General features: G+C 54.2%; 12 protein-coding genes. 3 read left to right on the plus strand and 9 right to left on the minus strand.

Annotation, left to right across the window (positions count from 1 at the left end):
• Nucleotides 1–15: 15 nt before the first annotated feature.
• The 6 genes from cheB to ELY25_RS17255 form a co-directional block, all read right to left on the minus strand.
• Complete coding sequence (gene cheB / locus ELY25_RS17230) at nucleotides 16–1,116, minus strand: chemotaxis-specific protein-glutamate methyltransferase CheB (RefSeq protein ID WP_126952488.1); 1,101 nt, start codon at nucleotides 1,114–1,116, stop codon at nucleotides 16–18.
• Nucleotides 1,117–1,129: 13 nt separating this feature from the next.
• Nucleotides 1,130–2,671, minus strand: a complete 1,542-nt coding sequence (locus ELY25_RS17235; protein WP_126952489.1) for a chemotaxis protein CheW — start codon at nucleotides 2,669–2,671, stop codon at nucleotides 1,130–1,132.
• A 24-nt stretch (nucleotides 2,672–2,695) separates the two neighbouring features.
• Nucleotides 2,696–4,606 (minus strand): methyl-accepting chemotaxis protein, encoded by a 1,911-nt coding sequence (locus tag ELY25_RS17240; RefSeq protein WP_126952490.1) that lies wholly within the window; start codon nucleotides 4,604–4,606, stop codon nucleotides 2,696–2,698.
• Between the two features lie 327 nt (nucleotides 4,607–4,933).
• Nucleotides 4,934–8,554 carry an EAL domain-containing protein gene (locus ELY25_RS17245; protein WP_126952491.1) on the minus strand — a complete coding sequence of 1,207 codons (3,621 nt, stop codon included), beginning with the start codon at nucleotides 8,552–8,554 and terminating at the stop codon, nucleotides 4,934–4,936.
• 111 nt (nucleotides 8,555–8,665) lie between these two features.
• A complete protein-coding gene (locus tag ELY25_RS17250) occupies nucleotides 8,666–9,334 on the minus strand; it encodes a response regulator (RefSeq protein WP_221885513.1) in 669 nt (222 codons plus the stop codon).
• Complete coding sequence (locus tag ELY25_RS17255; protein WP_126952492.1) at nucleotides 9,331–10,593, minus strand: PAS domain-containing sensor histidine kinase; 1,263 nt, start codon at nucleotides 10,591–10,593, stop codon at nucleotides 9,331–9,333. The genes ELY25_RS17250 and ELY25_RS17255 overlap by 4 nt, the downstream gene beginning before the upstream one ends.
• Before the next feature lie 604 nt (nucleotides 10,594–11,197).
• Here ELY25_RS17255 and ELY25_RS18125 point away from each other — a divergent pair.
• Complete coding sequence (locus ELY25_RS18125; protein WP_126952493.1) at nucleotides 11,198–12,889, plus strand: methyl-accepting chemotaxis protein; 1,692 nt, start codon at nucleotides 11,198–11,200, stop codon at nucleotides 12,887–12,889.
• Nucleotides 12,890–13,118: 229 nt separating this feature from the next.
• Here ELY25_RS18125 and ELY25_RS17265 read toward each other — a convergent pair whose 3' ends face one another.
• Nucleotides 13,119–13,997 carry a YicC/YloC family endoribonuclease gene (locus ELY25_RS17265; protein WP_126952494.1) on the minus strand — a complete coding sequence of 293 codons (879 nt, stop codon included), beginning with the start codon at nucleotides 13,995–13,997 and terminating at the stop codon, nucleotides 13,119–13,121.
• 128 nt (nucleotides 13,998–14,125) lie between these two features.
• Between ELY25_RS17265 and rph the strand changes: the two genes are divergently transcribed.
• Nucleotides 14,126–14,863 carry a ribonuclease PH gene (gene rph, locus ELY25_RS17270; RefSeq protein ID WP_126952495.1) on the plus strand — a complete coding sequence of 246 codons (738 nt, stop codon included), beginning with the start codon at nucleotides 14,126–14,128 and terminating at the stop codon, nucleotides 14,861–14,863.
• Between the two features lie 71 nt (nucleotides 14,864–14,934).
• Here the strand turns inward: rph and ELY25_RS17275 are convergent, their stop codons facing one another.
• Nucleotides 14,935–15,702 carry an exodeoxyribonuclease III gene (locus ELY25_RS17275; RefSeq protein ID WP_126952496.1) on the minus strand — a complete coding sequence of 256 codons (768 nt, stop codon included), beginning with the start codon at nucleotides 15,700–15,702 and terminating at the stop codon, nucleotides 14,935–14,937.
• Between the two features lie 141 nt (nucleotides 15,703–15,843).
• On the opposite strand from ELY25_RS17275, the gene pyrE reads away from it, so the two are divergent.
• Entirely contained in the window at nucleotides 15,844–16,509 is a 666-nt protein-coding gene (pyrE, locus tag ELY25_RS17280) for an orotate phosphoribosyltransferase (RefSeq protein ID WP_126952497.1), read from the plus strand.
• A 3-nt stretch (nucleotides 16,510–16,512) separates the two neighbouring features.
• On the opposite strand, the gene ELY25_RS17285 is transcribed toward pyrE, so the two are convergent.
• Entirely contained in the window at nucleotides 16,513–16,983 is a 471-nt protein-coding gene (locus ELY25_RS17285) for a tRNA (cytidine(34)-2'-O)-methyltransferase (protein ID WP_126952498.1), read from the minus strand.
• Nucleotides 16,984–17,004 lie beyond the last annotated feature (21 nt).

Consider the following 17,004-nt stretch of genomic DNA (forward strand, 5'->3'; position numbering starts at 1 on the left):
TGCCGGTGGAACGAATCAGCGCCACGATGACACCCCTTTGGTAATAGTGGATTTGCGCGCGCACCACTGTACGAGCGTGGTGGCAATGGCGTGACAGGGCTGGATTTCACTGGCGCCACCGCGGCGGATCAATTCAGCAGGCATGCCGAAGACCACCGCCGTATCCTTCGACTCGGCCACCGTGCGCCCACCACAGCGCTTTAGCTCGGTCATCTCTTCGGCACCATCGTGGCCCATGCCGGTAAGCATGGCGCCAATCAGCTGGCTGGGCGCGAAGTGTTGCATGGCAGTTTTCACCAGAAGGCTCACGGATGGGTGCCAGAGATAGTCCGCGTTTTCCGGTTTAGGCATGACGTAGGGCTTACCGACGCGATTGCCGATTACCACATCGCTATTGCCCATGCCGATGTAGACAGTGCCTGCCTCCAGTGGCATCGGTCTGCTGGCCTCTACCACCCTTAGCTGGGTAATGCGGTCCATGCGCTCGGCGAAGGCACGGGTAAAGTTGGCTGGCATGTGCTGCGCCACCACGATCGGCCAGGGGTAGTTGGCCGGCAACTGTTCGAGGATCCCCTCCAGCGTACGCGGCCCGCCGGTGGAAGAGCCAATAAGCACCAGGCCGTTACCAGCGCCGGCAAGATCGGGAGTCGGTTCTACGACTGGCTCCACCTCGGCAGTCTTGGAAGACACCGTCTCGAGCGCTGGACGGCGGGCTTTTTTCAGACGCGCGTCAGCAGCAGCGCGAACCTTGTCGATCAGACACTCACGCACCTGATCGATGTTCAGAGAAATAGTGCCGCCCGGTTTGGCGAAGAAGTCCACCGCGCCGAGCGCCAGGGCTTCCAGCGAAGCCATGGCGCCCTGCTCGGTGAGTGAAGAGAACATCACCACCGGTCTTGGCTGCTCGACCATGAGCATGGACAGGCAGGTGAGTCCGTCCATCTCCGGCATGTTGATATCAAGTGTGATCACGTCCGGATCAAACTGACGCGCTCGCTCGATGGCCTCCCGTCCATTACGGGCCGTATCGAGGATGAAGTCGCCTTCGGCCTCGAACAGCTGCTGCAGGTGGCGGCGCATCAAGGCGGAGTCATCGACAATAAGCAGACGAATCATGTGCGTTCTCGCTTCAGGCCACGCGGGCCAGCGCATCAAGCTCGCCATCGGCGAGCAGCTGACGCGGCTCGACGAGCTGAATCATGCGCTTGTTCCCGGGCAAGTTGGCGACCCGGCCAAACAGCCGCTGCTGCTCAACCGAGAGGCTTGGTGCCGGCTCAATCAGGCTGCGTGAGATCTTCAGTACTTCGGCGACTGAATCGACAATGAACCCGGTGCGCAGCTCGTTGATAACGAACACCATGATCCGTTGACGATCATTGCTCTCGATACTCGGCAGCCCGAAGCGACGCCGCTGATCAATCACCGGTAGCACCACGCCACGCAGGTTCATCACCCCTTCGACAAACTCGGGGGCTTTGGGCACGTGGGTCAGGTTTTCCGGTATACGAACGATTTCCTGCACGCTGTCGATCGGCACGCCGAACTCCTCGTTGCCGAGGCGGAATACCACCAGCTGCTCTTCGTCGTCGGTCTCGCCCGTGTCCAGCAGTTCTTCGTCCACGGAAGGCTCCTTGTCGGTTTCGTTGAGAACGCGCTGCACTGACTGGTGCTGTAGCAGGCGCTCGGCAGACACCACCGAGACCAGCCGCTTGCCGTCGTTGAGCCGACACAGGCCAGTGAGCTCGGCCATCGCCTGATCACGCGCAAGCATTGGCGGCATCGGCTCGAGTTGAGCAGCCGGTACACGCAGTACTTCGTTTACCGAGTCGAGAATGATGCCGACCGACATGCCAGCCAGGCTCACCACCAGAATGCGGCTGCGCTCGTCGGTCGCCTGACCTGGTAAACAGAACATTTCACGCAGCGATACCAACGGCAGCAAACGCTGACGCAGCGTCATTACACCACGCACATGGGATGCTGACTTGGGCACCGAGACGATGTGGTCAGGGATCTGTACGATCTCCTGCACATCATCGATGGCAATGCCGTATTCCTGTTCTGCAACGGTGAAACTGACCAGTTGAAGCTCATCACTGGCTTCATCATCGCTGTCTACATCACCCAGCGACATGGCGCCGGCGTTGCTCGATACACGCTGCAGCAAGCTGTTTTCGCTGAAGCTGGCGCTGATCAACGCGGCGAAGTCGATAATCATCACCAGCTCGTGTCCGCCGACCTGTTTGAGCAGGCCAGTGAGCAGGTTGGTGTTAATGGTCGCCTGTATATTGCTGACGGGTTCAATCTGGTCTTCTTCGACCATGATCACACTGGCAACGCGATCAACCACAAAACCCAGCGGCTGGCCGAGATTCAGTACCAGCGCGCGGGTGGCATCATCCGCTTCGCGTGGCTCAAGGCTAAACAGACTGCGCAGGCAAATGATCGGTAGTACGTTGCCACGCAGGTTAGCCAAACCGTTGAGCGACGGCGGGGTCAGCGGCACGCGGACCACCTCCGGCACGCGGATGATCTCCTGCACTGGCTGCATCTCGACGGCGAACACGTCCGACCCAACCGTGAAGGTAACGAACTGCCGGCTGTTGGTCTGGCTTTCGTCTTCGCCCTCACCGGTCACGGTGAGGTCCTGGTTCTGATTGCTTTGGCTCATGGGTTATCCCCTCTCTTAAGGGACTTAGGCGCTTTGCAGCTCGTCGGCCAGCGAAGCAATCTCTTCGATGGCAGCGGAGAGTTCCTCAGCGCCCTGCGACTGCTGCTTAGCAGCAGCGGAGGCCTCCTGAGCAGCGTTCTCGGCTTCTTGTGCGGCAGCGGAGATCTGATCGATACCGGACTTCACCTGAGTAATGGCGGCACCGATTTCCTCGGCAGATTTGAGAATGTCGCTTGAGCCGGTTTCAACGCTTTGTATGTCGCCAGCCATGCTGTCAAGGTTGCGGGTGATGATCACAGCTTTCTGTGCTTCAGCTAGAGCAGCGTTGATAATGTCTTCCAGGTCACGCCCTACTACGCCGATCTGATCCTGTACGGCCTTGACCAGGTCCTTAATGCGATCGGCATTTTCGGCCGAGTCATGGGCCAGGTTGCGGATGTCGGTTGCCACGACCACGAAACCCTTGCCGAACTCACCAGCGCGGGCCGCTTCGATCGAGCCGTTGACGGCCAGCATGTTGGTCTGGATGGAAACGGTGGTGATGGCGTCAACGATCTTGTCGATACGGCGGCTGACCAGTTCCAATTCCTTGATCTGCGCAAGGCTGTCGCGGGTAGCTTCAATCGAGGTGGTCACGCCACGCACCAGCGAATCGATGTTGCCCTTGTTGGCGTCCATCAGCCCCTTGATTGCATTGGCCTTATCCAAACTCGAAGTGGCACGACCCTGAGCGACTTCCAGACCTTTTTCGATCTGGTTGACGGCGGCAGATGATTCTTCTGTAGCGGCGGCCTGGGTCTGGGCGCCCTGGCGGATCTGATCGATCACGGTAGTGATCTGCGATGAGGCGCGATTGATCTCCTGCACGGCGGAAGACAGTTCCTCAGCAGCGGACGCTACTTCTTCGGCGCTCTTGGCGACGTCGCTGGAGGATTTCAGCTCTTCAGCCAGTTCGGAGAGGTTCTGCGCGGCCTGTTCGCACTCGGCTAGGGCCTGGGATTGCTCTTCGACGGTCTTGGCGGATTCCTCGGCGGCTGCCGACTGTTGTTCGGCAGCAGAAGCGATGGCATCAGCGCCACGCAGGGCCTGCTGAGCGGCGGTGCTGCTCTGTACGGCACCAGCGGCGATCTCTTGGGCACCCTTGACGATCTCGATGCAATCCAGGCGGATCTGCTCGAGCTGAGTGGTGATGGTGCCGCCCTTCTCTACTTCGCCTTGAATGGCCTGAGCAGACTGGTCGATGCCTTGGGCAATATTTTCTACGTCGTGCTGGATCTTGCCGACCATGTCGGAGATCTGCTTGGCACTCTTCTCGGAAGTTTCAGCGAGGGTGCGCACTTCATCTGCAACAACGGCAAAACCTTTGCCATGCTTGCCAGCACGCGCAGCTTCAATGGCAGCATTCAGGGCCAGCAGGTTGGTCTGGTCGGCAATGCGACCAACGGCCTTGACAATTTCGCCGATGTTAGCGGCTTGTTGCTTCAGTTCTGCTACACGGTCTACGGAGCCGGCCTGGCGCTGTGCAGCGAGGCTGACGTTGCCGATCAGGGCAGCCACGTCGGTGTTGATGACAGCGGCGAGGTTCTGCATTGCATCGGATTTCTCCTGCGCAACGCCGGCGGCCTGTTGCTGCAACTCAATGGAGCGACCGACGATCTCGAACGCCTTGAGCGACTGCTGGGCCGCGCCGGAGGCTTCCTCGGCGCCGCTGGCGATCTGATCGGCGGCACGCTTGAGTTCCTCTGCGGCGGAAGCAGCTTCGTTCACGCCGGTGGACAGCTGCGTTGTAGCCGCAGCGATGCGCTCGGCGGCTTGCTGCTGCTTGGCCATTGTACGGGCACGCTTGCGCTGGACTTCAGCGTCACGGGCAACAACACGGGAGACGACAGCGTCTGATGATGCGGAAGACGCGATTGGTTTCTTCACCAGGGCCATAAGATTTCCTCAAGACGGACTAGGTGTGACGAAAAAGGGAATGCAGCTGAGAGCTGTGTGCTCACACCAAAGCGACTTGACTAGCTAGTAGGCAGAAACGCTTCAGGTCGCCTGTCTTCCGCGACAGGGCTATTTAAGCGAAGAGAGAAAACAGGAACCATCAGGCAAACCCTGATAACGACTCAGGAAGCCCCCTAGGGGGCCCCTCCAAGGAAAACTGAAGCCCCTCAAAAGAAAACAGCCAGACAAGAAGTCTGGCTGTTAAGGAGACATAACAATTGGTCAGATCTTTTTCTATCCGGCCAGAAAAGGAGCCGCGGGTACGAGCTATTCCAACGTATGAAACGCGGGTATTGCTGGAGGTAAAAAGGCTTCATAGAAAGCATCAGAGACTATAGGTGGACCAAGCAGATATCCCTGAATCTGATCGCACTGGAGCCGTTCAAGTAGCTGCTTCTGTTCATGCGTTTCGACACCTTCTGCCACAACGGTCATGTCCAGTGAATGCGCCATTTCGATAACACTGCGCACAATGGTCAGATCCGATGGACTACTTTCCATATCACGTAAGAAACAACGATCAATCTTTACTGTATCCGGTACGAATGACCTGATAGAACTCAGCGTGGAGTAGCCTGTGCCAAAATCGTCCACGGCAACTCGCACCCCCAACGCCTTGAGCCCCTTAATAATTTCTGTACACCTGTCAGCCTCATGCATGATCGACTCGGTCAGCTCCAGCTCCAGGCACCCTGCAGCAACACCATAGCGCTGTAGCGCACTTTCCACCTGGCCCACCAGGCCCGGCTGAAGCTGTCTGAGCGACAGGTTGACGGCCATGACAAAACCATCCAATTGCTGCACCTGCCACTGGGCAAGCTGAGCCAGCGCCTGATGAATGCACCATAACCCGACCTGTACGATCAGCCCCGACCGCTCAAGTAGAGGCACAAAGCGCAGCGGGCTGACGAGCCCATGAACCGGATGATTCCAACGAATCAGGGCCTCGGCCCCACAGATTTGTTGTGAATTCAGGTCAAGCTTCGGTTGATAGTAAAGAACGAATTCCTGCTTCTCTAGAGCGCGACTGAGCTCGGTCTCCAAACGCAACGCATCGGTATCATCCTGCAGCAATCCGGGAATGAAGCATTGATAGCCTGTTAACCCCGCTTTTTGCACAGCATAGGCTGCTGCCGTGGCACTTCTGAGCAAAGCCTCTTCGTTGTCCCCGTCAACCGGAAAGCGTGCCACACCGATTCCGGCTGTCATTGTGACCAGCTCTTCGCTCAGAGCGAAAGGTTGTCTGAACTCGTCCAGCAGCGTTTGGACAAGCCTTGAGTAATACGCAATGTCCTCTTCCCGGCTGAGTAAAATGGCAAATTCATCACTGGCAATGCATGCCAAATACCCGCGGCTATCCAGGGCAGATTGAAGTCGCAAAGTGACCTGCTTAATCAGGTCCTGTTTTGCTTGTTGACCAAGACACTGCCGGACCCACTTGAGACGATCCAGGCTGATCAATAACAGCAGAAACTCCTGGTTCAGCTGGCTCGCCTGGGTACACTGTGCTTTCAACCGATTGCAAAACAGGGCCTGATTAGGCAAGCCGCTCGCGGTATCAAGTTGTTCCAATGAGACCAACCGATCCTGGTATGTCCGTGCTTCCGTAATGTCTTCGGCAATTCCAACGATACGCTCGGGTTTGCCGTCAGCATCGTAAAAAGGGAATGCCCGGTTGCGTATCCAGAAAACTCGACCACAGGCGTCGATCGCCCGGTATTCCACCTCGGCGGGTTCCAAATTCTGTAGCAGGTTTTCTTGGAACTGAAAGGCCCGCGCCTTATCGTCTGGGTGGACCAGATAAAGCCAGGTTTCAAGATCGTCATACAGACACTGCGGTGCCATGTCCCAAATTTTTTCAAGCGCGGGACTCACATAACTGAGCCCACCCTTGGCGATATCATAAACCCAATAGACATATGGCAGGTATTCCACCATTTCTCGAAAGCGGGTTTCGCTAGCCTGCAGATTCGCAATCAGTTCATGCTGCAGACTGATGTCCTCATGCATGACAAGGAATTGTCTGCGCTCAGTCGCCATGGGCAGTGCGTTGACCTGAAATATCTTTCTTCCTTCAGCCAGATTGGCCACGTACTCCAGAGTAAAAGGGTCGCCGGTGCCATTCAGCAATGCCCGAGTTCTGTCGATGAACTCAGGGCTTGAGGAATCACCACGCTGAGATGCCATGTTACACAGTTCAAAATAACTACAGCCAATGCCTGTCCAGGACTGCAAGTCAGCACTACGCTGAAAGTGGTTTATCCATGCCTGGTTCACCGAAAGAATGCAGCCAGCCTCATCAAGTACACAAAACGGATGCGGCACTGCGTCGATGATGCTCTTTGCGTAGGTTTCTGCATCGATAAGGCGGCGCTCATGCTGCTTTTGTACGCTCACATCCTGCATGCATCCTACCAGCAGGCCCTGTGGATAAGCTTGGAATGTCAACAATTCGCCGAGAAACTGAAAGTCACGCCATGTATTGGCGCAAACGGTATCGCGAACGCGTGCTTGCACGTTAAGAAACTTCTCGCCTTCGTTTAGGTCCAGTAGTGCAGCAACAAGGGCCAGACGGTCTTCAGGATGCAATTGGCGCAGCCAATTATCCTTCGAAGATTTAGCCGTCAATCTGTCTATGCCAAGTAACGAGGCTGCCTGTTCTGAGAGAATCAACTCATTGGTTGCCAAATCAAACTGCCAATCGGCAAAGCGTGCGACCTTCTGGGTCAGCCGCAGCCGCGTTTCAGCCGCCTGGCTTTGCTGAAGCGTCTCAACCTGAGCAGTAATATCGCTGAAGAAAACGTAGATGCCTTCCGGTTTGGGATAGGCATCGACACGGCACCATATCTTCAAGGGCTCAAAGTAGGCTTCAAAGTGTCGTGGTATGCCAGATTCCAGTACATCGCAGGAGGCTAGCGCGAAATCACCGGCCAAAGCGTCTGGAAACGCTTCGCCAAAAGCCATCCCCAACAACTTATCCGCTTCATAACCAAGCAGTTTCTCGGCCTTGTTGTTCAACTGAAGGAAACGACCTTCCCTGTCGACACAAAAAAAGCCGTCGTTGAGGCTTTCAAGCAGGTCCTGAAAGTTATGATTAGCCGCCTGAAGCTGTTGGGCACTGCTTTGAAGGTCTGTTACATCCCAAGACAAGGCCAGGATTGATTCAACATTCCCTTTCAGGCCGAATATGGGGACGACCAAGACATCCCACCATTTTGGCGTGCCTGCCAATGTGGGGCAGAATCCCGAGAAGCTCCCCGGCCTTCCCTCCTTGGCTTCATTGAAAGCACGTTGTACGGCATCCCTGCTATCATCTGACCAGAAATCTAACCAGTTACTATCATGAAGGTTTGCAAAATCACAGATCTCCATCAGTGACTGACCTGCCACATTCATGTTCTTCAACCGCCCCTGAAGATCAACCTCTTTTAAGCATCCATTGTCGAGATGAAGAATAACCTCACTAAATTGTGTCAAAAGCCGGTTGCGTTTTGTTGCATGATCCAGAGCACTGCGTAAGGTGTATACCCAGCCGATCAAATAACCGACCAGCGCCCCGAGTCCAGTTATAAGCAGCGTTTTTGAGGAAGCCATAGTGAAGCGAGGATCAACGACTTGCCATACCAAATAACCCAGGCTGATCACCACCAGGCAAGCTAGCATTACCTTATGCGCAGCTTTAGTGGCGCCAGCCACGGCAAAGGCTCCCACACACAGGCCAAGTGAGACTGTGCCTAATCCCGAATGCAGACTCATCAGGCTCCCGACCAGCGCAAGCAGTGCCGTAAGCCATATTGCCCAGGCAGGAAAATGATCTATTCTCCAGCGGCAGGTAATATGCCGAGTCAGGTAACGTTCTAAAAAGTCATCGACATGGGACGCAGACATGGTGTGCTCACTTTTTCGACCAATAACCCAGTTTGCAGTATCGGCTCGGAGCCATCCATCGGGAATTTCCCTAGGAAAAGGTGAAGAGCCTCCTCACCGGTAATAGAAACCTTAATCCTCGGGGCTAACCAATCTCTCTCGAACCGCGTAAAGCACCAGAGACGGAATGTCATGCAGATTGAGCCGATCCATGATCTGGGAGCGATGCGTCTCGACCGTTTTCATGCTGATTCCCAATCCCTGGCTGATATCTCTGGTAGAGCAACCTCGCGCAATGAGCCTGAGGATTTCCGTTTGCCTTGGGGTCAGTGCCGGTGTATTAGCCTTGCTGCGGGCCGAAGGTTCGACGATAGCGGATTGAATGACAGTCCTGGCAACACCTGGGCTCAGGTAGGACTCGTTTCTGGCTAGCGCCTGTAATGCTAGCTCCAGTTCTTGGGCAGCGGCGTCCTTCAATAAATAGCCACCTGCACCTAGCCTGAGCGCCGCCAGAACGTAGTCGGGCGTATCGTGCATGGATAGAATCAGCACCTGCACGTTGGGGAATCGGGTGCGTATCTGTTGCAAGGCATCCAGACCACTTAAGTGCCGCATGTTAATATCCAGCAGCAGGATGTCAGGCTGGGCTTTGGTCAGAATCATCTCCACGTCTCTGCCATCGCTGCCTTCCGCCACCACTTCATGTCCCGGCTGGTCTTCCACAAGCGCCTTGAGCCCAGCCCTTACCAACGCGTGATCGTCCACTAACGCCACTCGCTTTACAGCAATCATTTCGTTCATGCTTCACGCTGGGCAGGCAAGCACGCAGTAATACGTGTCCCCACTCCCTCAAGGCTGTTAATAGTGAGATGTCCTCCCAAAGAGGCCACCCGTTCTCGCATGCTGGTCAAGCCCAGGCTATGAATTCCAAGGGCCGCGTCTGAAGTATCGAAGCCACAGCCGTCATCCAATACTTCAAGCCGTAATCCATCCTGGTCACGATTCAGCATGATCCGCAAGTTGTCCGCCTGGGCGTGTTTTGTTGCATTGTTCACCGCCTCTTGCACGATTCTGAAAGCGGCAACCGCCTTGGCAGGTGATATCGTGTCAAGAAGCCCTTCTACCTGAAGCTCCCAGGCTGTTTGTGTTGCCTCAAGAAAACGAGACAAGTGCCAGCGAAGTGCTGCTTCCAGACCCAAGGTCTCCAACTGCAACGGGTGTAACGATAAAGACAAGCGGCGGACCTTTGCCAGGGCCTGGTCGGTGCCTTCAACCAGTCCGCTGGTGATCGCTATAGCTTCTGGATTGTCGAGTTTTCGAATCAACCGTTGCATATAAAGCTTAAGCCCTGTCAGCTGTTGGCCAATGTCATCATGGAGGTCTCGTGCAATCTCACGCCGTTCGATCTCCTGAATCTCGATGAGCCGTTGGGAGAGATGTTTCAATTGGCTATTGGCCTCTTCCAGGTCAAGCTGCATCTTCTGGTCTTGGGTTACATCACGCAACAACCACTGCACCTCTCGGCCATCTTCGCCTTCCACTAGGATTTCCGTGACCTCTGCGTCGAACTCGCTGCCATCCAGACGCCTGAGTTTTAAGCGACGTGTCTGCTGTCCCTTAGTCAATCCCTGCTGTAAGGCATGGAGACGATCCAGCTCCCGCGCTCGTCTAGATGAAGGAATGCACCAGGACAAATCAAAAGTTGCCGGTAATTGCCCTGACGAATCGCCCAGCATTCGATAAGCAGCTGAATTGGCAAATATAATACGTGACTTACAGAAAGTGATTAGACCTTGTGGCAGGATATCTACCAAGCTCTGGTGTGCAGCTTCCTTTCGACGCAATGCGGCGCTGTGCTGGACATATACAGATTTATCATTCAATACGGCAACCGGAAGTAGATGAGTCTTGAAAAAATCGCAATTAGGCTTCTCGGTAGGCTGATATAAAGAATTCTCGCGTTGTTTACTCATCCCTGAAGTAAATGCTTGCTGCGCTCCAAGCAGAACATGCCACGATCCAGCAATTTTTTTTGCATGATCTAAAATAAGTGACAACATTGCTTTTGTGCTAGGTCCGGTCAGTATATGAGAAGAGAGGCTTTCTCCAACAAGTATCGGTTTTTATCAAAGCCTTTTTAGGTTTTTTGAAAGCGTTTTAAGTGGCAATAGCTAACCGAACAGGAAGTAGCCCGGCCGAGCGTATATAACATTACGCGGCTAATTTAATCATAGGGTCAGAAATTCGATTAACTAGAAAAGCAGAAAACACTAGCTTTTCTTTTCCTTTTACTGTTGTTTTCACTGCGGACCATGAATCACGTCCAATGCAATGACCACCCATTATTCAAGGGTACTCTCTACTCCAACGCACCGCCGTGCCAAATCGAGTTTGTGGATATCTCATCGGAAATTGAGAGTGGATAACGATTTCAAAGTAGGTAGCTCTTCTGGCATGTGTTTAAGCTCGACCTCCCATCGATAAATTTATATTTAAAATCAATGGTTTAAATAATTTATTTTATTATCTAAATATTGGCCTACCGATGCCGATAATTCTTAAACTCATCTTAAACATGCCTTTTATGTTTGTTGTGACGTAGCGCCTTCCCAATGGCTGGGTGCACTCAAGGCTGATTGATCCCACTATTTCAAGAGTATAATAATGGCTAATTCATTGAAAAACATGACTATTAGAACAGGTTTAACAGCTGTTCTGGGTTTGTTTACTATCCTGATACTTCTTGTCGCTGCGTTGGGCTATCAATCCAGCTCTCTAGGTGCTAGTTCGATTGACGAACTTAACAGTATCAATGTTAAGCAATTGAACACGCTTAACCGTGCGCAAGTGAATATCGCTGACACCCAGCTGTTTTTCCTTAATCACCTCGACGCTTTGAACGAAGGGGAACAGGCTCTAGCAGAAGCTCATCTAGTAAAAGCAAACCAAATGCTACAGAGAGCCCAGCAACATTTTGTTGCCTTCGCAGCAATACCAAAGACGGGGCAGGGAAAACCCTTTGCAGATGCAATTGAAGACGCATTTAATCAACTTATAGCCAGAGGTCTAAGACCACAGTACGAGGCACTAAATCGCAACAATGACAGCGCTTTTCGTGCGGCTAAACGTGAAGGTGACCAGCTCAACTTAGCCTACATGCAGGCTAATGAAGCCTTCGTTGATTATGCCAACTCACGTGGTCAGAATCTTATGGCTGATTATCAATCAACCATGACAACGTTTAGTTATGTTGGGCTAATTGCATTGCTTCTGGTTGTCCTCTGTGTCGTCTTAGTTCGGGTAGGCATGATGCGTGTTGTCATTCGCCCCCTTCAGGAAGCCGTGCAGCATTTTGAGCGCATCGCCCAGGGTGACTTGTCACATAAGATTGTGGATCGCGGACGAAACGAAATTGGCCAACTGTTCGCGGCCATGCAGCATATGCAGTCGGGGCTTTATCAAACCGTCTCAACTGTACGTGACAGCAGTGGTTCAATCCATATCGGTGCGCGTGAAATTTCTGGTGGCAATGCTGACCTTTCTTCACGCACTGAACAGCAAGCAGCGTCACTGCAAGAGACGGCTGCCAGCATGGAACAGCTTACTGCGACAGTGAAGCAAAACTCAGATAATGCACGCCAGGGTAGCACCCTAGCAGGTGATGCCTCTGCCACGGCAGCCCGTGGAGGTAAGGCCGTAGATCAAGTTGTTGTAACGATGCATGGTATAGCAGAAAGCTCTAAAAAAATTAGCGATATCATTGGCGTGATCGACTCCATTGCCTTTCAGACCAATATTTTGGCACTTAATGCCTCTGTTGAAGCTGCTCGGGCAGGTGAGCAGGGCCGCGGCTTTGCGGTTGTTGCTACTGAAGTACGCAACCTGGCAAGCCGCAGTGCTGACGCCGCGAAGGAGATTCGGGCACTGATCGAGACATCGGCGGGCCAGGTTCAACAGGGCTCTAGCTTAGTAGAAGGGGCTGGTCAGACGATGGAGGAGATCATGGCCTCAGTAAAGCGTGTGGCCGATATCATGGACGAAATTTCTGCTGCTTCTGCGGAGCAAAGTGATGGGATTGAACAGGTGAGCCAAGCAGTTTCACAGATGGATGAGGTTACTCAGCAGAACGCTGCCCTTGTTCAGCAAGCCGCCACAGCGGCAACGTCCCTTGAAGAGCAAGCCGCGCAACTTGAATCGGCTGTGTCTATCTTCAAACTGGTGGATGGTGAGATTCGCGGCGCTCTACCTATCGGTAAACCTGCTATAAGGTCAATCTCCCCTACTCAACAAGTTCGGCCTACTAGTGGAAAGTTTGCTAGCTCCAAAGCAGCGGAACTGGAATGGGAAGAGTTTTGAAAAGGAGTTTAAATCAAGTTCTGGTTATCGCCCAATAGGGGTTTAAACCCGGCTAAGCGGCCGGGCTCTACTTTCTATACATAACAGTTTCGCTTAAGGAGCAAGGCATCAGAAGGTTTCTGATAACTTGCTGCAAGCACCCCTAATCCAGCTAATAAGCCCTGAACAGAGTTGCGACAAAAATAATAAAGTTTAGTAGTTAAAAAACTCCACTAGATACCATTGAAGACTACTCAATATTCTGAATCTGCTCCCTCATCTGCTCAATCAATACCTTAAGCTCTACCGCACAGCGGGTGCTTTCGGCCACCACTGATTTGGACGAAAGCGTATTGGCTTCACGGTTGAGCTCCTGCATCAGAAAATCCAGGCGGCGGCCTTTGGGGCCTTGTTGGGCGAGCTGACGACTGACTTCGCCTACGTGGGCGGTTAGGCGGTCAAGCTCTTCGTCTACATCGGCCTTTTGGGCGACCAGTACCAGCTCGGCTTCCAGGCGTTGGGGGTCGAGTTCGGTCTTGGCGATTTCCAAGCGTTCCAGCAGCTGGGCGCGCTGGCGCTCCAGAATGTGCGGCAACAGGCCTTTAACGGTCGCCACCTGCTCGCTTACCGCTGTCAGGCGACTAGTGATCATTTCAGAAAGCTTTTCACCTTCCCGGGCGCGGGCATCGATAAGTTCATCCAGTGCTTGATCAAACAACGTTTTAGCGGCGGCTTTGATGGCGTCCTGATCCAGATGCTGGGTTTCCATCACACCGGGCTGATTTAAAAGCTCAAGCGTGGTGGGTGCGAGTGCGCTGGGTACCTGGCGCTGGATGTCTGCCAACGCATCGGCGACCTCTTTTAGGCGATGGGCATTCACCGTAGGCGCCTGAACGGCCTCCGTGCTTTCAAAGCGCACGCTGCACTCTACTTTGCCTCGCGCCAAGCGGCTACGCAGCGCTTCGCGCAGGGCAGGCTCAAGATCACGCAGGCTGTCGGGCAGGCGAAAATGGGGTTCGAGGTAGCGCTGGTTCACCGAGCGAATTTCAACTTGCAGCGTGCCCCAAGGGGCGGCCTCCTCGGTGCGAGCAAAAGCGGTCATGCTGTGTACGCGACTTGAAGTGGCCATGGTGATTATCCTTTGAGAACGCATTTTCCTCAGTCTACCCGATAAGGACAGGCTTGAACGTTAAGACGTGTACAATGGAAGGCTTTTCCTAGTTACGCGCTTATGTGAAGTGCTTTTTGTGAGGTGCCATGCGTCCTGATGTTGTTCGCCCCAGCGGCCGTGAAGCTGACCAGCTGCGTGAAATTCGCCTGACCCGCGACTACACCCGCCATGCGGAAGGCTCGGTGCTGGTCGAGTTTGGTGATACCAAGGTGCTATGTAATGCAAGCATAGAAGCGGGCGTGCCGCGCTGGCTGCGCGGCAAGAACCAGGGCTGGATCACTGCAGAGTATGGCATGCTGCCCCGCGCGACCCATTCACGCAGTGGCCGTGAAGCCGCGCGCGGCCAACAGGGCGGCCGCACGCTGGAAATCCAGCGCCTGATTGGGCGTAGTCTGCGTGCTGCGGTGAATCTAAAAAAGCTGGGCGAGTTCACGATTACCGTGGATTGCGATGTGATCCAGGCGGATGGCGGCACGCGTACCGCATCGATTACCGGCGGCTGTGTGGCGCTGGTGGATGCGATTCGTTACTTGCAGCGCGAGAAGAAGATCAAGAGCGACCCTTTCAAGCAGTTGGTCAGCGCAATTTCAGTGGGTATTTACAAAGGCGTACCGGTACTGGATCTGGATTACCCGGAAGACAGCAAGGCTGATACCGATTTGAACGTGGTCATGACCGAAAGCGGTGAGTTAATTGAAGTGCAGGGCACGGCCGAGGCGGGCGCGTTTAACCGGGCCGAGCTGAACGCCATGTTGGATCTCGCTGAAAAATCGGGTGATGAGCTGCGTGAAAAGCAGCGTGAGGCGCTGGGCATTCGCGGTTAAGCGATTTAATCGCCAACGCAATGAGCCGACCTAGGTCGGCTCATTGGTTAACGACGACGCGGGAAAGATGCTTAAAGGGCGAGATCGTACTCGACAATCAGCGGGGCGAACTCGGAGAAAGTTGCCTCTTTATCGATCCATGCGTCGACCACGTGGCGGCGGAAGTTGGGGCCGACTAACTGGTAGTCGATCCGCCAGCCTTCCTGACGGCTGCGTGGTACGTCCTGGTCGAGCTTCGGCCACCAGGTGTATTCGCCAGCGTCGCGATTGATTTCGCGGAAGGTGTCGATAAACCCTGTTGGGCCAAGCACCTGGTCCATCCAGGCGCGCTCTTCGGGGCGGAAACCAGAGGTGAGCTGGTTATCCGACCAATTGGCCAAATCGACCGTTTTATGGGCAACGTTCCAGGTACCGCAGATGATGTATTCGCGGCGTTTGCGCGACATCTTCGTCAGGTACTCCTGGTACTGCTCCATAAACGCCTGTTTGGCTTTCTGATCGCTGCCATCGGGCATCAAAAAGGTGGCGATGCTGAAGCGGTCATAATCCGCCTGCAGAAAGCGCCCTTCGTGATCGCACTGCGGAAAGCCCAGGCCGTACATGATGGCCTTGGGAATTTTACGGCAGTAAAGCCCGACACCGGCGAACCCATCCTCTTCGGCATCCAGGAAGTAGCCTTCATAGCCTTCCGGATAGAGAATATGGTCACCTAATTCAAAACTTTTTGCCTTGATGTTCTGCACGCAGACCACATCGGCGTCCTGCTGAGCCAGCCAGTCCAGGAAGCCACGGTCGACGGCATCACGTATACCATTAACATTGATGCTGGCAATTTTCATAAATCGTCCCTTTTGCGTCGCTGCTGTATGATACCCGACGTTTAGACGTTTGGGTAAATAGACCCTCTTATTCTTGCTATTTACCTGCGTTTTATTGTCGCTTCTGTGCTGACATAAATCACCCGCCTGATGAGGATCGCCGTGGCTACCACTTTACAACCCTACCAGCGCGAATTCATCGCCTTTGCTATCGAGCAGGGCGTTCTCAAATTTGGTGAGTTTACGCTCAAATCCGGGCGAGTAAGCCCTTACTTCTTTAACGCTGGCCTGTTCCAGACTGGCCGGGCGCTGGCCAAGCTGGGGCGCTTTTACGCCCAGGCGATCATGGACAGTGGCCTGAAAGCCGACGTTCTGTTCGGCCCGGCGTACAAGGGTATTCCCCTGGCGGCTGTGACTGCTGCCTCCCTGGCGGATCATCACGATAAGGATATGCCCTACGCCTTTAACCGCAAGGAAGCCAAAACTCATGGCGAAGGCGGCAGTATTGTTGGTGCACCGCTATCAGGCGATATCCTGATTATCGACGACGTCATCACCGCAGGTACTGCCATTCGCGAAGTAATGGGTATTATTGAACGAAGCGGCGCCCGCGCAGGTGGCGTGATTATTGCTCTTGACCGCCAGGAGCGTGGTCAGGGCGAACAGAGCGCTATTCAGGAAGTACAGGCCGAGTACGGCATGCCGGTGGTGAGTATCGTCACCCTCGAGCAAGTGCTCACTTACCTGGAAGAGCATGCAGGCGGTGAAATGCTCGCCTATGCAGAAGCAGTACGCGCCTATCGTGACCGCTACGGCATTGCTGGCTAAGCACTATTCAAAAAGAGCGCCAGCATAGCCTTGCTGGCGCCACGCCTCATAGCTCACAATAGCCACCGCGTTGGAAAGGTTAAGGCTACGATTATTGGGCTGCATGGGAATGCGAAGCTTTTGGGCGTCGGGCAGGGCCTGATGCACATCAGCGGATAAACCGGCCGTTTCTGAACCGAACAGCAGCACATCGCCAGCCGCAAAATCAGCTTCACTGTGAGGTCGCGTACCCTTGGTGGTAATCGCCCAGATACGCCGTCCCTGCATCGCGCTTTGAAACGCAGCAAAATCAGCGTGGCGGGTCACATTGGCTAGGTCGCGGTAATCCAGCCCCGCACGGCGCAGCTTTTTTTCTTCAAGATCAAAGCCGAGCGGCTCGATTAAATGTAAACGACAGCCATTGTTGGCCACCAGGCGCATGATATTACCCGTATTGGGTGCCATGCGCGGCTCAAACAGCGCTACTTCAAACATTACCACCTGCCTATCCAAGTT

Origin of the sequence: Vreelandella populi (assembly GCF_003989825.1) — a bacterium.
Taxonomy (GTDB): domain Bacteria; phylum Pseudomonadota; class Gammaproteobacteria; order Pseudomonadales; family Halomonadaceae; genus Vreelandella; species Vreelandella populi.

Coding starts and splice junctions, on each gene's coding strand:
- ELY25_RS17235 (WP_126952489.1), bottom strand. CDS start 2,671: ATGAGCCAAAGCAATCAGAACCAGGACCTCACCGTGACCGGTGAGGGC.
- ELY25_RS17255 (WP_126952492.1), bottom strand. CDS start 10,593: ATGTTGTCACTTATTTTAGATCATGCAAAAAAAATTGCTGGATCGTGG.
- cheB (WP_126952488.1), bottom strand. CDS start 1,116: ATGATTCGTCTGCTTATTGTCGATGACTCCGCCTTGATGCGCCGCCAC.
- ELY25_RS17285 (WP_126952498.1), bottom strand. CDS start 16,983: ATGTTTGAAGTAGCGCTGTTTGAGCCGCGCATGGCACCCAATACGGGT.
- ELY25_RS17265 (WP_126952494.1), bottom strand. CDS start 13,997: ATGGCCACTTCAAGTCGCGTACACAGCATGACCGCTTTTGCTCGCACC.
- ELY25_RS17275 (WP_126952496.1), bottom strand. CDS start 15,702: ATGAAAATTGCCAGCATCAATGTTAATGGTATACGTGATGCCGTCGAC.
- ELY25_RS17240 (WP_126952490.1), bottom strand. CDS start 4,606: ATGGCCCTGGTGAAGAAACCAATCGCGTCTTCCGCATCATCAGACGCT.
- rph (WP_126952495.1), top strand. CDS start 14,126: ATGCGTCCTGATGTTGTTCGCCCCAGCGGCCGTGAAGCTGACCAGCTG.
- ELY25_RS17250 (WP_221885513.1), bottom strand. CDS start 9,334: ATGAACGAAATGATTGCTGTAAAGCGAGTGGCGTTAGTGGACGATCAC.
- ELY25_RS17245 (WP_126952491.1), bottom strand. CDS start 8,554: ATGTCTGCGTCCCATGTCGATGACTTTTTAGAACGTTACCTGACTCGG.
- ELY25_RS18125 (WP_126952493.1), top strand. CDS start 11,198: ATGGCTAATTCATTGAAAAACATGACTATTAGAACAGGTTTAACAGCT.